The sequence below is a fragment of the Alcaligenes ammonioxydans genome (assembly GCF_019343455.1).
Classification (GTDB): Bacteria; Pseudomonadota; Gammaproteobacteria; order Burkholderiales; family Burkholderiaceae_B; genus Alcaligenes; species Alcaligenes ammonioxydans.
The window spans coordinates 547,672-563,179 of record NZ_CP049362.1 but is presented as its reverse complement, the minus strand read 5'-3'; the positions used below and the strand labels follow the sequence as shown (position 1 = coordinate 563,179).

The 15,508-nt window shown below is 57.2% G+C and carries 10 protein-coding genes; 3 read left to right on the top strand and 7 right to left on the bottom strand.

Features of this window, described 5'->3' with window-relative positions:
• Nucleotides 1–162: 162 nt before the first annotated feature.
• The 7 genes from gcvH to apbC form a co-directional block, all read right to left on the bottom strand.
• The gene (gcvH, locus tag FE795_RS02530) at nt 163–537 is read right to left on the bottom strand and encodes a glycine cleavage system protein GcvH (protein WP_039943780.1); all 375 of its coding nucleotides are present in this window, start codon (nt 535–537) and stop codon (nt 163–165) included.
• 92 nt (nt 538–629) lie between these two features.
• A complete protein-coding gene (locus FE795_RS02525; protein WP_003803914.1) occupies nt 630–1,853 on the bottom strand; it encodes a BaiN/RdsA family NAD(P)/FAD-dependent oxidoreductase in 1,224 nt (407 codons plus the stop codon).
• Nucleotides 1,854–1,859: 6 nt separating this feature from the next.
• Nucleotides 1,860–4,133 (bottom strand): arginine/lysine/ornithine decarboxylase, encoded by a 2,274-nt coding sequence (locus tag FE795_RS02520; protein ID WP_003803916.1) that lies wholly within the window; start codon nt 4,131–4,133, stop codon nt 1,860–1,862.
• 9 nt (nt 4,134–4,142) lie between these two features.
• A complete protein-coding gene (gene dcd / locus FE795_RS02515) occupies nt 4,143–4,706 on the bottom strand; it encodes a dCTP deaminase (RefSeq protein WP_003803918.1) in 564 nt (187 codons plus the stop codon).
• 127 nt (nt 4,707–4,833) lie between these two features.
• A complete protein-coding gene (locus FE795_RS02510) occupies nt 4,834–8,883 on the bottom strand; it encodes a translocation/assembly module TamB domain-containing protein (RefSeq protein WP_131071275.1) in 4,050 nt (1,349 codons plus the stop codon).
• Nucleotides 8,883–10,661 (bottom strand): autotransporter assembly complex protein TamA, encoded by a 1,779-nt coding sequence (locus tag FE795_RS02505; RefSeq protein WP_003803922.1) that lies wholly within the window; start codon nt 10,659–10,661, stop codon nt 8,883–8,885. The genes FE795_RS02510 and FE795_RS02505 overlap by 1 nt, the downstream gene beginning before the upstream one ends.
• A 6-nt stretch (nt 10,662–10,667) precedes the next feature.
• Nucleotides 10,668–11,753, bottom strand: coding sequence for an iron-sulfur cluster carrier protein ApbC (apbC, locus tag FE795_RS02500; protein WP_003803924.1), 1,086 nt, complete (start codon nt 11,751–11,753; stop codon nt 10,668–10,670).
• Nucleotides 11,754–11,855: 102 nt separating this feature from the next.
• Here apbC and FE795_RS02495 point away from each other — a divergent pair, with 102 nt between their 5' ends.
• From FE795_RS02495 to FE795_RS02485, 3 genes are all read left to right on the top strand, one after another.
• Complete coding sequence (locus tag FE795_RS02495; protein WP_003803926.1) at nt 11,856–12,113, top strand: hypothetical protein; 258 nt, start codon at nt 11,856–11,858, stop codon at nt 12,111–12,113.
• Between the two features lie 216 nt (nt 12,114–12,329).
• Nucleotides 12,330–14,399, top strand: a complete 2,070-nt coding sequence (gene metG, locus FE795_RS02490; RefSeq protein WP_003803928.1) for a methionine--tRNA ligase — start codon at nt 12,330–12,332, stop codon at nt 14,397–14,399.
• A 195-nt stretch (nt 14,400–14,594) separates the two neighbouring features.
• Nucleotides 14,595–15,491, top strand: coding sequence for a cation diffusion facilitator family transporter (locus FE795_RS02485; protein WP_003803929.1), 897 nt, complete (start codon nt 14,595–14,597; stop codon nt 15,489–15,491).
• Nucleotides 15,492–15,508: the final 17 nt, after the last annotated feature.

Genomic DNA, 15,508 nt, shown 5'->3' with positions numbered 1-15,508 from the left:
GCACGGGCTTCAAGCAAGCACCGGGGCCTCTGCGCACCCCCCTGCTGACGCCCGAAGCCAAATAAAAAGCCTGAACCCGTCAAACGGATTCAGGCTTTTTTCCGATCAGTCCGCCTGCATCAGGCAAGGCCAAACTGCATTCGTACGGGCTCTACGTCTGGCTTACTCCGCGACCGCCGCGTAAGCCGGACCATCCAGCAAACCGTCCAGATCCGCCGGATTATCAGCCTTGAGCTTGAAAATCCAGGTATCGAACGGGGCTTCATTCAACAGGTGCGGCGCATCCGACAAGGCTTGGTTGAACTCCACCAACTCACCCGAAACCGGCGCATAAATATCGGAAGCAGCTTTCACCGATTCCACCACCCCTGCCGTCTGACCGGCGGCCAGCCGGGTCCCAGGAGTGAAGTCCCCGACAAAAACCAAATCACCCAACTGGTCCTGCGCAAAGTCAGTAATGCCTACCAGCACAACTCCGCCTTCCTCCTTGGCCCACTCATGACTTGCTACGTACTTTCTATCTACTGGCAGTTGCATATTGCCTCCCTGACTAACCAGCCAACACCTGTGTTGATTTCAAAAACGGCCACCCAATCGGGGCCCTGCCGTCTTCACCCGCTTGCTTAACATTAAGCCGCCTGCGCCTTCAGTGCCCGCGCACAAGCCGCTGCCGAAGCCCAAGCCCATTGAAAGTTGTACCCGCCCAGCCAACCGGTAACATCCACCGCTTCGCCAATAAAGAACAGGCCAGGAACCTTGCGTGCTTCCATGCTTTTCTGATTGAGCTCACGGGTATCCACGCCGCCGCTCATCACTTCCGCCTTTTTATAGCCTGCAGTGCCACTGGGCTTCAACGCCCAGGCATTAATCACTTGCCCCACGGAACGCAAGACGCGATCCGGCAAATCGGCCAGACGTTGTTGGCCTACGCCCTTGGGCAACAGCTCCGAGGTATCGAGCCACTGCTCCACCAAACGACGCGGCCACAATGTCGACAACACCGTCACCAACTGCTGGCGATTCCCCGCCTTCAAGTCCAGCAACTGCTGGGCAATGTCCTGGCCCGGTGCCAGATCCACACAAATGCTCTCACCTGGCTGCCAGTAGCTGGAAATCTGCAAAATACCCGGCCCTGACAAGCCGCGATGCGTAAACAACAGGTCTTCCAGAAAAGCCTGGCGCTGCTTACCCTGCCCGGTACTGACTTCCACTTCCAACGCCACGCCACTCAGGGCAGAAAATGGCTTCCAGTCACGACCGTCGAAAGTCAGGGGCACCAGTGCGGGATGGGGCTCAATTACTTTCAGACCGAAGTGACGCGCCACACGCAGGGCATAGTCCGTAGAACCCAACTGCGGAATGGCCATGCCCCCTGTCGCAATAACGACTTGCAGGGCATTGAGCTCACCCTGACTGGTGCGCAACACAAAGCCTTGCTCAGTACGACCGATGGACTGAACGGAACAAGGCATGCGCCAGGACACCTGCCCTTTCAGACATTCCTGACGCAGCATCTGGATAATGGACTCGCTGGAGTCATCACAAAACAGCTGACCTTTGTGCTTCTCATGAAAGCCAATGCGATAGTCGCGCACCAGCTGCAAGAAATCCTGCGGGGTATAACCGGCCAGCGCTGAACGGCAAAAGTGCGGGTTTTTGGACAGGAAGTTCTCGGGCGACGTGCCCGTATTGGTGAAGTTGCAACGTCCTCCACCGGAAATACGGATTTTCTCGGCCAGCTTTTCAGCGTGATCAATCAATACCACTCGCAGGCCGCGCTGGCCTGCGATACTGGCAGCCATCATGCCGGCTGCACCTGCGCCTATGACGGCCACATCAAAAAAAGGGATCACGCAAATTTACTCGTTGGGTTCAGACTCAAGCACGCAATCTACGTAGTAGCGCGGCAGTCCATCGGGGCCAATATCCTGCGCCAGTCCATGCACATAGGTTTCAAAGCCGGGAAAACGCGCATTGAACTCGCGCGCAAACTGCAGGTACTCCACAATGCGGGAGTTAAAGCGTTCGCCAGGTATCAGCAAAGGAATACCGGGAGGATAAGGAGTCAGCAACACACCGGTCACCCGGCCCTCGAGCTCATCAATGCCCACGCGCTCGATATCGCCATGCGCCATCTTGGCATACGCATCCGACGGTTTCAGAGCAGGAATCATATCGCTCAGGTAAACCTCGGTAGTCAGGCGGGCCAGATCGTACTTGCGGTAAGCCTGGTGAATCTGCTGACACAGGTCACGCAAGCCCATGCGTTCATAGGTGGGCTGAGCCTTGCAAAAATCCGGCAAGATGCGCCACATGGGCTGGTTGCGATCGTAGTCGTCCTTGAACTGTTGCAAGGCGGTCAGCAAGGTATTCCAGCGACCTTTGGTGATGCCAATGGTGAACAGGATAAAAAAGGAATACAGGCCGGTTTTTTCCACCACCACGCCATGCTCGGCCAGGTATTTGGACACCAGAGCGGCCGGGATGCCCTGCTCGGCAAAGGTGCCAGAAATATCCAGACCGGGTGTGACGACTGTCGCCTTGACCGGGTCCAGCATATTGAAGTTGGTGGACAACTTGCCAAAGCCATGCCATTCCGCATCGGAGCGCAAAATCCAGTCCTCGCGCTCGCCTATGCCTTCCTCGGGCAGCGTGTCAGGGCCCCATACCTTGAACCACCAGTCGTTCTCGCCGTACTCCTTGGACACCTTGCGCATGGCACGGCGAAAGTCCATGGCCTCGCAAATGCTTTCCTCAACCAGAGCAGTGCCACCCGGTGGCTCCATCATGGCTGCCGCCACATCGCAGGACGCAATAATGGCGTACTGCGGGCTGGTGCTGGTGTGCATCAGATAGGCTTCATTGAACACGTTACGGTCCAGCGGTCGGTTTTCCGCATCCTGTACCGTAATCTGGGACGCCTGCGACAAGCCGGCCAGCATTTTGTGCGTGGAATGCGTGGCGTAAATCATGGTGTCTTTGGTACGTGGACGGTCCGCCCCAATCGCATGCATGTCGTGATAGAAGTCATGGAAGGCCGCATGCGGCAACCAGGCCTCATCAAAGTGCAGCGTAGGGATCTTGGAATCCAGTGTTTCCTTGATCATTTCCACGTTGTAGATCACCCCGTCATAGGTACTTTGCGTCAGCGTCAAAATACGGGGTTTCTTATTCTTGGCCTTGCTGGCAAAGGGGTTCGCCTCGATCTTGCGTGCAATGTTTTCCGGCAAGAACTCCTCTTGCGGGATGGGGCCAATAATCCCCAGGTGATTGCGCGTAGGGCGCAAGAACACCGGGATGGCGCCCGTCATGGTGATGGCGTGCAGAATCGACTTATGGCAGTTGCGATCGACCACCACCACATCATTGTTGGCGACGTTGGCATGCCAGACGATCTTGTTGGACGTGGACGTGCCGTTCGTGACGAAAAAGCAGTGATCAGCATGGAAAATGCGCGCGGCATTGCGCTCGGCATCCGCGACCGGACCGGTATGGTCCAGCAACTGCCCCAGCTCGTCCACCGCATTACAGACGTCCGCGCGCAGCATGTTTTCACCAAAGAACTGGTGAAACATTTGCCCAACCGGGCTTTTCAGAAAGGCCACGCCACCCGAGTGCCCCGGGCAGTGCCAGGAATAGGAACCGTCCGATGCATATTTGACCAGTTCGCGAAAAAACGGCGGCGCCAGACTTTCCAGGTAGGAACGTGCTTCACGGATAATGTGACGCGCCACGAACTCGGGCGTGTCCTCGAACATGTGAATAAAGCCGTGCAATTCGCGCAAAATATCGTTGGGGATATGCTGCGAAGTTCGCGTCTCGCCATACAGATAGATGGGGATGTCCTCGTTGCGAAACCGCAGCTCGCCAATAAAGGAGCGCAGGTTCTTGATCGCATTGGCGACATCTTCTGGGGAATCCACATCGAATTCCTCATCATCAATCGACAAAATGAAGGCGCTCGCGCGGCTTTGCTGTTGCGCAAAAGAACTAAGGTCACCATAGCTGGTGACCCCGAGAACCTCCACGCCTTCGGCCTCTATCGCCGCAGCCAGGGCTCGAATACCCAGACCCGACGTATTTTCGGAACGGTAGTCTTCGTCGATGATGACGATAGGAAAACGAAACTTCATCCAGAACTCCTAGGTACGGGGCAAGGTGACGCCCAGCTGACCTTGATATTTACCGCCACGGTCGCGGTACGAGACTTCGCACACTTCATCGCTTTCAAAGAACAGCATCTGGGCACACCCTTCCCCCGCGTAAATCTTGGCGGGCAGCGGAGTGGTGTTGGAAAACTCCAGCGTGACATGGCCTTCCCATTCGGGTTCCAGCGGGGTCACGTTCACAATGATGCCGCAACGGGCATAGGTGCTTTTGCCCAGACACATCGTCAGCACACTGCGGGGAATACGAAAGTATTCAACCGTGCGGGCCAGAGCGAAGGAGTTGGGCGGGATAATGCACACATCACCGACAAAATCCACAAAGGACTTTTCATCAAACGCCTTGGGGTCGACGATGGTCGAGTTGATGTTGGTAAAAATCTTGAATTCGTTGGCACAGCGCACATCGTAACCATAGCTGCTAGTGCCGTAGCTGACGATGCGCTGACCGTCCACACTGCGCACCTGGCCTGGCTCGAAAGGCTCGATCATGCCTTGGGCAGCAGCCCGCCGAATCCAACGGTCGCTTTTGATACTCATAAGAAATTAGCCGCCTTAAATCAGTAACCGGTTATTTTATCGTTTAGAGACTTGCACAAGGCAACTGCGATGCAAATTTGTCTTTGCACCACAATTGCCTGTCCGCTTTGCGCCAGACAAGTCCGCCTCAATCCTTCGAGAACCAGCGGTAAATCAGGGCCAGACCATTGACGGTGCCGATACTGACTTCAGCGGTCAGGCCCCGTGCCAGGCGGTAACTGGCCCGACCCACGGTGCCGGTATCGGCCATGGCCTGCTCCAGGCTGACCGAAAAATCAGCCGTCAATGCCTTGGTAATGGCAATGAACTTGCGCTCTTCGTTGCTGGTGCCGCTGTTCAGGGATTTGACCACACTTTCCACCGGCAAGATGCTGCCCGCACTGCCCAGATCGCCCGAGCGCATGGACACCTCATCAATACCGAACTTGCGGTAGAAAGGCTCGCCATCTCCCAGAAAGGAAGTGCCTACACTGAGCAGCAACGCCATATCACCACCGGAGTCATCCGGGCCATGGCCCAGCAGCAACCAGGACAGTTTTTCAACCTCGCTGACTTCTGGATAGGACACCAAGTCGATTCGGGGTTTGCGGGCCGTCCCCACTACCTTAACACCTGCCTCTACAGCCTGGCCGGTACGCAAGGCTTCAATGTCCAGGATCGGAGAGGTGATATCGCCCTGAAACGTCACCGTACCGCGTCTGAGCAACAGTTTCTGCCCATACAGTTCGATCCGCCCACCCCGAGTGCGCAAGGCCCCGATACCCGTCAGTTTGCCGTCCATCATGGTGATTCTCAGACTGCCCACCAGACCCGAGTTCACGCCATAACCAGTCAGGTAAAAACGGGGTCCCAGATCGACATCAATTTGCAGGCTCATGTCCGTCGTGGCGGCAGATGGCTCAGCGGCAGGCTCATCACCGGCCCGCACAATCACCACATCGCTGTCTACGGTGGGAATGCCGCCCAACATGTCCAGATTGAACCAGCCAGCATCCGCCACCACCTTGCCAGTAATGGCAATGCGGGGCAGTTCCATGTCCAGATTGATATTGCCGGAAATCATGGCGTAACGATCGGAACGCTGCAAAATGGGGAAGCGGAAAATATCAACATCAAACGCTCCCTGCTGGGTGCTCAGGTTCCACTGGCCCGCAACAGTCAGCTTGCCATCCTTGGCATCCGGGCTTTCTTTCAACCAGGTCGCCGTACGCCACTCCTGGGGCTCCACGCGTAAACGAGCGGGAAAGGTCAAGGACTCCAGCCTGAAGACATCGCCATCAAAACGGGCATCCAGCTCACCGTCAATCAGGCGAATACCGTCATCGAGTCGGGTAAAGCGCAGCTCGCGCCCCGTTACTGTGCCCCGGCTGGTCCAGGCCCATTTGGCGCCCACATCAATATTGACGTCCGCATTCAAACGCCCGCCCAACTCCATGGCATCGCCCAGGAACAGGCGTGTCCAGCTCAAATCATCAATATTGGCCTGAATGCTGACGGTTTTACGATCGTTTTCATTCAAGACCAGCCCATGAATCTGCGTCTGCGCCTTGGCGGTCAAATAGCCCATTTCCTTGGTACGCAGGTCCAGTTGAGCATCCAGGCGACTGCTGGTGGCCGAGACGGGCTTAGCGTTGACGACAACGCTCAGGTCTTGCAGACCCAGGGAGGTGGGCGGATCAGCAAAGACCTGCACATCACCGGCCACACGGTCTACACGCAACTGCCCCGACAAAGCGCCGGCAAACTTCAGATCCCAACGCGCCTGAAGATCAATCTCCGGGGGCTGGGTTTTCTTGTGCTTGACAATCCTGACACCCCCTTGGTCTTTGTCTGTGTTTTCCTCTATGCCCACCTTGCGCAGCAAACGGGCAATACGGGGCTCGGACAACACCAAGTCCAGGACCTCGCCGCGGCTGGCCCATTGGCCGGGCTGGTAGCTGGATTCCTGGTGCCGTAGATTGATCCACGACTCTCCGTCAACAGACGTACTCACCGTAGCAGCTCCAACCCGAACCGACCAGGGAGCCAATGGCTCGGAAGCCTGCGATGTCCTGCCGGCGTTGTCTGAGCGGGTGCCCGCCTTATCCGTCTGGCCGGGTTTGGCTTGCGCTGGTGACCCGGCTTCTCGCTGTGCGACAGCCTGTGCTGCCGCCTCATCCGACGTTGACAACGCCGTCTCATTCTTCGCCAACCCAGCCGCCTGCTGAGCGGTGGTGCCTGTCCTGTCTTGATCCCCAGAACGAACCTGTGTTTCCAGAGCGGGAGTCTTGGGCGCCCGCAACGCATCGGTAAAGCGTACAGGAAGAGCGGACTGCAAACGCAGTGCCACACCGGCATGATCGGCTACCAGCCGACTGACTTTTCCGTCCCAGTATGCCGCCTGGCCCTGTTCCGCAAAGTGCCAGCCGCCTTCCAAGGCCAGATCCGCCTCGGCCAGACCTTGACCCAACTGCCCTTTCGCCTTGCCGCCCAGATCGTACTGGGCAGTTAACTGCAAAACATGACGGGCGATGTCCCCGCGCAATTGGCCTTGTACCGACGCCTTGCCCAACTCCAGTCCAGGCCATAATTGCTCGGCGCGTGGGATACGGGCCAGCAAATCCAGTTCGGCTTTACCCGACATGCCGAACCCCCCTTTTAGCTGGACCTGGTTGTCTCCCACTTTCATATCCGTAAGCACCTCGGAGACATTCAGCAAACGCCACCAGTCGGGCTGACCTGGTTGAGCCGGCGCGGACGCCTTGGCCTTGATCTGTCCCAGAGCGGGTTGCCTGTTCCAACGGCTACCCTGCAAAAGCTGGATGTCTACATCTGCCCGGAGCAATTGTTCTTTATCGGCCAGCACCACATCGAACTGGCCTTGCGTATTGATCAATGCATCGGGCAGAACATCGCCCAACAAGGCGTGTAAATCCAGCTTATCGCTGCGGAACTGGCCTTTGAAATGGTCCTGAACGTGCCCGCTGTCCTGCGTGGCGTCCCAGGTAAAGTCCGCGTCCAGCGTGGATTCATCCGGTAACTTCACCGCCAGCTGAGCCTGCCTGACCGGCACGGAAGCCAAGGGGCTCAAATCTGCCTGAACATCCAGGCTGTAGCCCTGACCCTGCCCCGTGAGGGACAAGGTCGCTTGCTCCAAAGAGCCATCCAGCTTGATCTGAGCATTCACCACACAATCAGGCAAGGGCTCGGGCTCAGGAACAGCAACCGGCTCCTTGATACGCTCGTCAAGCACCACGCCTGTACCGTTTGACGGTGCAGAACGGATCAGCCCCGCAGCGCCCTGAGCATCATGGTGCTGCTCGGGAGCGGCTGCACCCTGAGCCGCTGACGCTCCCTTTGAGTCAACAGACGGGCTGGCGGACGTTTCCGTCGCCTTGACTGAGGTTTGCGCGGTAGCGGGCGCTGCGCTGGCAGAGCCAGTCACGTTGCGGGACGAATCAGCGGGGGCTGATTTTGTCGCGGGTGCGCTGGTTTTGTGAGGCTGCGCATAAGCGGGCAGATACTGCTTGGCACAAATGGGCGACTCTGCAGTTAAACCACGCGCAATAATTTGTATATCAGCTCGTGCCGGGTAGGGCGCCTCCAAGCCCGCCAGCTCCACCTCGCCTTGAAAGCCGGCACGAATGGACTCGTTGGCCACCATCAAATCGTATAGGCGTAGCTGCGCACGGTCCGACTCCAGCGCCAGCGCCGAGGACAAGTCCGCTAGGGCCACGGGCAAGGGGGTGCCATCCTGGGACAACAAAAACTGGCCAAGTGCCAGCTTGTCTACCGCAATACTGACCGGCAGCTGCGGCATTTTGAACGGTTCATCAGACTTGGGCGCATCCGACGTGCTCAAGGCCACATCTACTTTATGGGCACTTAACTCCACCACATGCAAGCGGCGGTCCCACAATTCGTCCCAGTTAGCCTCCAGGCGCAAACGCTCGATATCGATATGAGTATCGGGCAAGCCCAACACCAAATGATCGATGCTCAGCCCATCCCAGATGGTTCCGCGCACACCTTGCGCGCTGCCTTGTACATAAGGCAAAGCCGTGCGCAGCGCCCAGCGTGTCCCCACCTGACTGGCCAATACCCAGTACAAAAAGCCGCACACCAACAGCAGGGCAACCACAATGAAAGGGATGCCCCATAAGGCGAAATACCGGAACCAGCGCCGAACCCAGGCCATTAAAATGCGATTCCCAAAGAAAAGCTCAAACGGACACGCCTGTCTCGCTGACCATAGGCCAGATCAAGATTGAAGGGCCCGGCTGGAGTACGAACCACAGCCCCCAGACCGTAACCCCAGGCTAAATTCATATCACCAAAGCTGGGAGCGGCATCGCCCACGTCCACAAACGCCCGCATGCCATACATGCTGGTGAAAAAGTGCGTATATTCCACACTGGCAACTGCCATGGCAGGCGCACCAATCACAGCCTCGCCGCGTTGCAGACCAATACTTTGATATTTGTAGCCCCGGATACTGCGTGCGCCCCCGGTGCGATAACCGAAATCCGGCGGCGTCCGATCCGTCATGCCCCACACTTTGCCGACTTCGCCCCGTATGGACAAGACATCCCGATCTCCGATGGGCCACCATTGCTGCAAGCGCAAGTTGCTGCGGTAGAAGCGCTCGCCTCGATCCAGCGTGATACCGGCTCCCAGGCCAAAGTCGATCAGATTACCGTCTCGTGGATCGTATTTCTTGTCCACGTCACGACGCAGCCACTGCCAGGTTGCAATCGCAGACGGTGTTTCACGGGTCGGCAAACCGATGATCTGGGTTTTATCCCAGGCCCCCAGCAAGCCCCACTCGGTCTCGTACTCGACCCGACTATTACCTGCTGCCTTGCGCTCCTGCCGCAGTTTCCAGCCCACGGCGGCGCGCTGCGTATCCAGACCCTCAATGTCAGAGCGGTCGTACAAAAGCCCAAAACTGTTTTTATAGCCGCGCAGCGTCGGCGGCAGATGGACGTCATAAAAAGCACGCTGACGCTTTTTATCCACGCCAATGCCCGCCTCTGTCCAAACAGGCAGGCCAAACACAATATTTTTCCGATACAGGCCTTCAACTCGCAAACCGTGGTCACTGTCCACCCCCAAAGAGCCCGTAAACTGCTTGGAAGGCGCCTCCGTGACCCGCACCTGAACGGGCAATTCCACGTCCCCATCAGGCAGCTCTTTTTTCTTGCTGGCATCCTGATTCAAGGTAACAAAAGCCCCCCGGAAAAACGTGGTGGAAGCCAGGGACTGCTGCCACTCATCGAGCTTGTCCTGATCGTAGGGGTCGCCGGGGGTGTAACGCACATACCGATCCACCAGGGACTGCGGTACCCGTTTTAGCCCCGTCATCTCCAGCGGCCCCATGCGAACCCGCGGCCCACTGTCCACCTTCAAGGACAGATCGGCCACACTTTCATCGGCGTAGACAGTGGCCCGCGTGTCCACATAACGCGCGTAATAAAAATCCTGGCGCTGCACGCTTTCAAGCAAATCAGCCTTGGCCGACGACCAGACCGAATTGAGAAACGGATCGTTTTTTTTCAGGGGGAAGCTGGCCTTGATGCCTTCAAGGCGCACCTCATACTCCGGCTCCTGAATCTTGCCTTTGAAATCCAGATTGACATCACGCACCCGCGTGAGCTCCCCGGGACGGATAATGATGTCCCAGTATTCTCCGCCCGCGTCCTCCCCCACTTCCAGGGTGACCACGGAATCAAAGTAGCCCTGCGTCTGCAAGGCAGAAACAGTCGCGTCATGCGCCCGGCGACGCAAGCGCGTGACCTCCCCAAGATCCTGGTCCTCAGCCAGCCGTGTGATCGCACCGACTGCACGCTGGATTTCCTTGAGGGCCTGGGGCGGCACGCCCCCTGGATCAATAATGACCTCAGGGACAGACGATTGCGCCCAGGCACCAGGGCTCAGGACCATTGAGAACAGCAGGCAAAAGCCGGATTTGCGCATACGTGCTCAAAGAGGACGGGGAACAACCTTGGGGCGCTGCCCCGACGTATCAGGTGGCAACTGAGACACGTTGGCCGACACGCGATTGGCAATCTCGTGATACAGGCGGGCCTCGGGGCTGTCCGCATTGGCAATGACGGTAGGTGTTCCGGAGTCGGTCTGCGCACGAATACTCATTGCCAAGGGCAAGGCACCCAGCCAGGGCACGTTGTACTGGCTGGCCATATCGCGGCCACCATGCTGACCGAATACCGGGTCAGCGTGACCACAGTTCGAGCAGATATGAACCGACATGTTCTCCACAATGCCCAGCACAGGCACATTGACCTTCTGGAACATCTTCAAGCCTCGTTTGGCATCCACCAGCGCCAGATCCTGAGGCGTGGTGACAATGACCGCACCAGTCAACGGTACTTTCTGAGACAGGGTCAGGGCAATGTCACCGGTCCCGGGAGGCATGTCGATAATCAGGTAATCCAGGTTGTCCCAGCGCGTCTGTGTCAGCAATTGGGTCAAGGCTTGAGTGGCCATCGGGCCCCGCCAGATTGCAGGAGCGTCTTCGTCCAGCAGAAAGCCGATGGAGTTCGCCTGCAGACCATGGCCGATCAGCGGCTCCATCATCTTGCCGTCTGCGCTACGGGGACGCTCGTGCAAACCGAGCATCGTGGGCACGCTGGGGCCATAAATATCCGCATCGAGCAGTCCGACCCGGGCACCTTGCATATGCAGGGCCAAGGCCAAGTTCACCGAGGTGGTGCTTTTACCCACGCCGCCCTTGCCCGATGACACCGCAATAATGTTGCGGATATTGGGCATGGGGCGCAGGCCCTCCTGCACAGCATGCACGCCAATGCGCGGATTCAGGTGCAACTTGGACAGGGTGGCACCCACGCCTGCCAAGGCCTGCTCAATGCGTTCACGCAGTTGACCCTGTATGTCATAAGCCGTGTAGGGCAGATGCAAGGTCAGTTCAACCTGATTCTGGTCAATGCTCAGTTCGCATCGACCCGCATCGACCGATAACTTCTTTAACGTGTTGGGATCGGTCACACTCGCCAGGGCTTGCAACACGCGCTCAGAACTCACTGTCATTTATCCAAAACCTTGATATAAAGAAACATCACCATACCTTTAAACCAGAAAATTAGCGGTTCAAGGGGAATTTTTTTACACTTATGATGTCATACTAACCCTATGAACACATTTAACCAGATTATCCGCACAGCCCTCTTTGTCTTGCTGACAATTTTCGGTGCAATCATGGCGTTTATCTTCATGGTTTCCACTGCTATTGCGATCGGCATTTTATACATTGTGGCGCGTATTAGTGGCCGTCCTTTCGGTGTCAAAGCCTATTGGGATCAGCGCCGCCGCCCCGCTACTGCCAGCAGACAGTCGTCCTCACCCCGTTCGCGTGATGTGACCGACATAGAGATGCGCGAGATCCCTTAACAGTTCTTGACTGTTTATCCTGTATTGGACGAACAGCAACACTGAACAGGTAGGCTTTCGAACACCCTGAGTCCGCAAAGGCTCAGGGTGTGTGCATTTGTGTGATTCACACTGCCTGATCGGGCTTGACCCGTGTACGTTTCTCTGTCTTGCGCAGCACAAGTGGGCAATAGACCGTAGAATCCTTGTTCCCTTTCTCTTTTATTGTGTTAAGTCATGTCACGAACGATATTTGTTACGACTGCCCTGCCGTACGCCAACGGCTCGTTTCACATCGGCCACATCATGGAATATATCCAGGCCGACATCTGGGTTCGGTCCATGCGAATGTCGGGACATACGGTACATTTTGTATGTGCGGATGACGCTCATGGCGCTCCCATCATGCTTAAAGCAGAAAGTGCGGGCATCACCCCAGCGCAACTGGTTGACAAGATTGCGGCGGAACGCCCCAGCTATTTGAACGGTTTTCACATCAAGTTTGACCACTGGCACCGTACCGACTCGCCAGACAACGTCGAGCTGGCCCAGGATATCTACCGTACGCTCAAAAGCGCCGGTTTCATCGATACACGCACCATCGAACAGTTCTATGACCCAGTCAAAGGCATGTTCCTGCCCGATCGTTACATCAAGGGCGAATGCCCCAAGTGTCACGCCAAGGACCAGTACGGCGACAGTTGTGAAGTCTGTAGCGCGGTCTACGCCCCTACCGAACTGATCGAGCCTTACTCCACCCTGACCAATGCGCGTCCGGTGCTAAAGAGCTCGGAACACTTCTTCTTTCGCCTGTCCGACCCGCGCTGCGTGGCCTTCCTGCAAGAGTGGACCACGGGCAAGAACGCCCAGGGCAAGCCACGCCTGCAATCGGAAGTATTAGGCAAGACCCGCGAATGGCTGGGTACCGGTGAAGGTGCTGAGGCCTCCCTGAACGACTGGGACATCTCCCGCGACGAACCCTATTACGGCATCCCGATTCCGGATGCACCCGGCAAATATTTCTACGTCTGGCTGGACGCGCCTGTTGGCTACCTGGCTTCCCTGAAAGCCTACTGTGCCAAGGCAGGTCTGGACTTTGATGCCTTGCTGGACCCGGAAGGCAACACGGAGCAAGTCCACTTCATCGGCAAGGACATCGTGTACTTCCACGCCCTGTTCTGGCCTGCCATGCTGAAGTTCTCCGGCCGTAAAGTGCCTGACGCACTGAACGTGCACGGTTTCATCACGGTTAGCGGCGAAAAAATGTCCAAGAGCCGTGGCACGGGCATTTCGCCCCTGCGCTACCTGGAACTGGGCATGGATGCCGAGTGGATGCGCTATTACATGGCCGCCAAGCTGAACTCGCACGTTGAAGACATGGACTTCAACCCTGACGACTTCATCGCCCGCGTCAATAGCGACCTGATTGGCAAATACGTCAACATCGCCAGCCGTGCCGCCAACTTCATCAGCAAGCATTTTGATGGCAAGCTGGCTTACCAGGGTGACACCTCCGAGCTGCAAAACCAGCTCAAGGACGTTGCCGAGAAAGTCCGCGCCGATCTGGAAAGCCGTGAGTACGGCCGTGCCGTACGCCAGATCATGGCTCAGGCCGACCTCATCAACCAGGCTTTTGATACGGCGCAGCCCTGGGTCATGGCTAAAGGCATTGCGACTGCCGAACAAGCCCAGAAAGATGCGCTGCAAGACATTTGCTCGCGCACCCTGGCTGGCTTCAAGGGCTTGTCCGTCATGCTGACCGCCATTTTGCCTACCCTGACCGATCGCGTGGCGCGTGAACTGTTCGGCCTGGACCGCAGTTTTGTATGGGATGACGTGGCCGCCCTGCCCGATCACATCGCTCCCTTCAAACACCTGATGCAACGCGTCGACAGCGCCATGGTCGATGAGCTGCTGGCTCCCCCACCCGCCCCTGTCGTGCTGCCCGGTGGTGAAGCCATTGCCGACACCATCGACATCAAGGACTTCATCAAGGTGGACCTGCGCATTGCCAAAATCGTCAGCTGTGAGGCCGTAGACGGTTCGGACAAACTGCTGCGTCTGAGCCTGGACGCGGGCGAAGGTCGTTTGCGCCAAGTGTTCTCCGGCATCAAATCGGCCTACCAGCCCGAGGATCTGATCGGCAAGCTGACGGTGCTGGTGGCTAACCTGGCTCCTCGCAAGATGCGGTTTGGCGTATCCGAAGGTATGGTTCTGGCAGCCAGCCACGCGGATGAGGCCGTCGATCAAGGTATTTATATTCTGGAGCCATTCCCCGGCGCTCAGCCCGGTATGCGCATCAATTAAGACGCATTCCTGATACGCAAAAAAGCCTCGTCCCAAAGCGAGGCTTTTTTGTATCTATAAACCAAAGAATCTGTTCAAAACAAGCGGTTCAAGCCCTTGGGGCGCCCCTGCCTGCAGGAAAGCCGATACACTCTCTACCTTGAAAGCGCTGTATTGATACACAGCCTGACGCTCTGGCTGCAAGGACCTTCTGGCATGGAAAATCTCACCCCCTCTGATCTGGATCGGCACCATGGTGCCCAGCGTTCAACCTGGGTCAGTGTTCTGGTCAATATCAGCTTGAGCCTGCTGCAAATTGTGGTGGGTATCTTCGCCCATTCCCAGGCCCTGATTGCCGACGCCATCCACTCCCTGTCAGACCTGTTCTCAGACTTTGTGGTGCTGATTGCCAATCACCATAGCCGTCGCGGCCCCGATGCCGACCACCCCTACGGACATTTGCGTTACGAGACCGCTGCCACCTTGGCGATCGGCGGTTTGTTGCTGGCCGTAGGCGCCGGCATGCTCTGGAATGCCATCTCTTCATTGCGGGACCCCAGCAGCATCGAGGCCGTCCATCCCGTTGCCCTACTCGTTGCCTTTACCGCTCTGTGTAGCAAGGAGCTCCTGTTTCGCTACATGCTGCGCGTGGCAAAACGTCTGCGCTCAACCTTGCTGGTTGCCAATGCCTGGCACGCCCGCTCCGATGCGGCCTCCTCCCTGGTTGTCAGCCTCGGCGTCCTGGCCAACCTGGCAGGCTTGCCCTTGGGCGACCCTTTGGCCGCCAGTATCGTGGGCTTGATGATTGTGCGCATGGGCTGGAAATTTTCTATCGGCGCGTTTCATGACCTGACCGACAAAGCCGTTGATCAGGAAACCGAGGAGCGCATCGCCAAGCTGTTACGCGAGACACCCGGGGTGGAAGGGATACACCAGTTGCGCACCCGCAAACTGGGCGACATGATCTGGGTGGAAGTCGATCTGGAAATGGACGGCACCTTAACGATTGCCCAAGGCCATGCCATCGCTGTGGCGGCAAGAGATCGCGTCATGGCTGAAGAGCCGGTACTGGATGTAATGACGCACTTTGATCCGGTCACCCCCAAACAGTAAGATTGCACTTACCTTGA

Excerpts from the sequence above, each read along its gene's own strand:
- gcvH (WP_039943780.1), bottom strand. The coding sequence starts at position 537 with ATGCAACTGCCAGTAGATAGAAAGTACGTAGCAAGTCATGAGTGGGCC.
- FE795_RS02520 (WP_003803916.1), bottom strand. The coding sequence starts at position 4,133 with ATGAAGTTTCGTTTTCCTATCGTCATCATCGACGAAGACTACCGTTCC.
- dcd (WP_003803918.1), bottom strand. The coding sequence starts at position 4,706 with ATGAGTATCAAAAGCGACCGTTGGATTCGGCGGGCTGCTGCCCAAGGC.
- FE795_RS02510 (WP_131071275.1), bottom strand. The coding sequence starts at position 8,883 with ATGGCCTGGGTTCGGCGCTGGTTCCGGTATTTCGCCTTATGGGGCATC.
- FE795_RS02505 (WP_003803922.1), bottom strand. The coding sequence starts at position 10,661 with ATGCGCAAATCCGGCTTTTGCCTGCTGTTCTCAATGGTCCTGAGCCCT.
- apbC (WP_003803924.1), bottom strand. The coding sequence starts at position 11,753 with ATGACAGTGAGTTCTGAGCGCGTGTTGCAAGCCCTGGCGAGTGTGACC.
- FE795_RS02495 (WP_003803926.1), top strand. The coding sequence starts at position 11,856 with ATGAACACATTTAACCAGATTATCCGCACAGCCCTCTTTGTCTTGCTG.
- metG (WP_003803928.1), top strand. The coding sequence starts at position 12,330 with ATGTCACGAACGATATTTGTTACGACTGCCCTGCCGTACGCCAACGGC.
- FE795_RS02485 (WP_003803929.1), top strand. The coding sequence starts at position 14,595 with ATGGAAAATCTCACCCCCTCTGATCTGGATCGGCACCATGGTGCCCAG.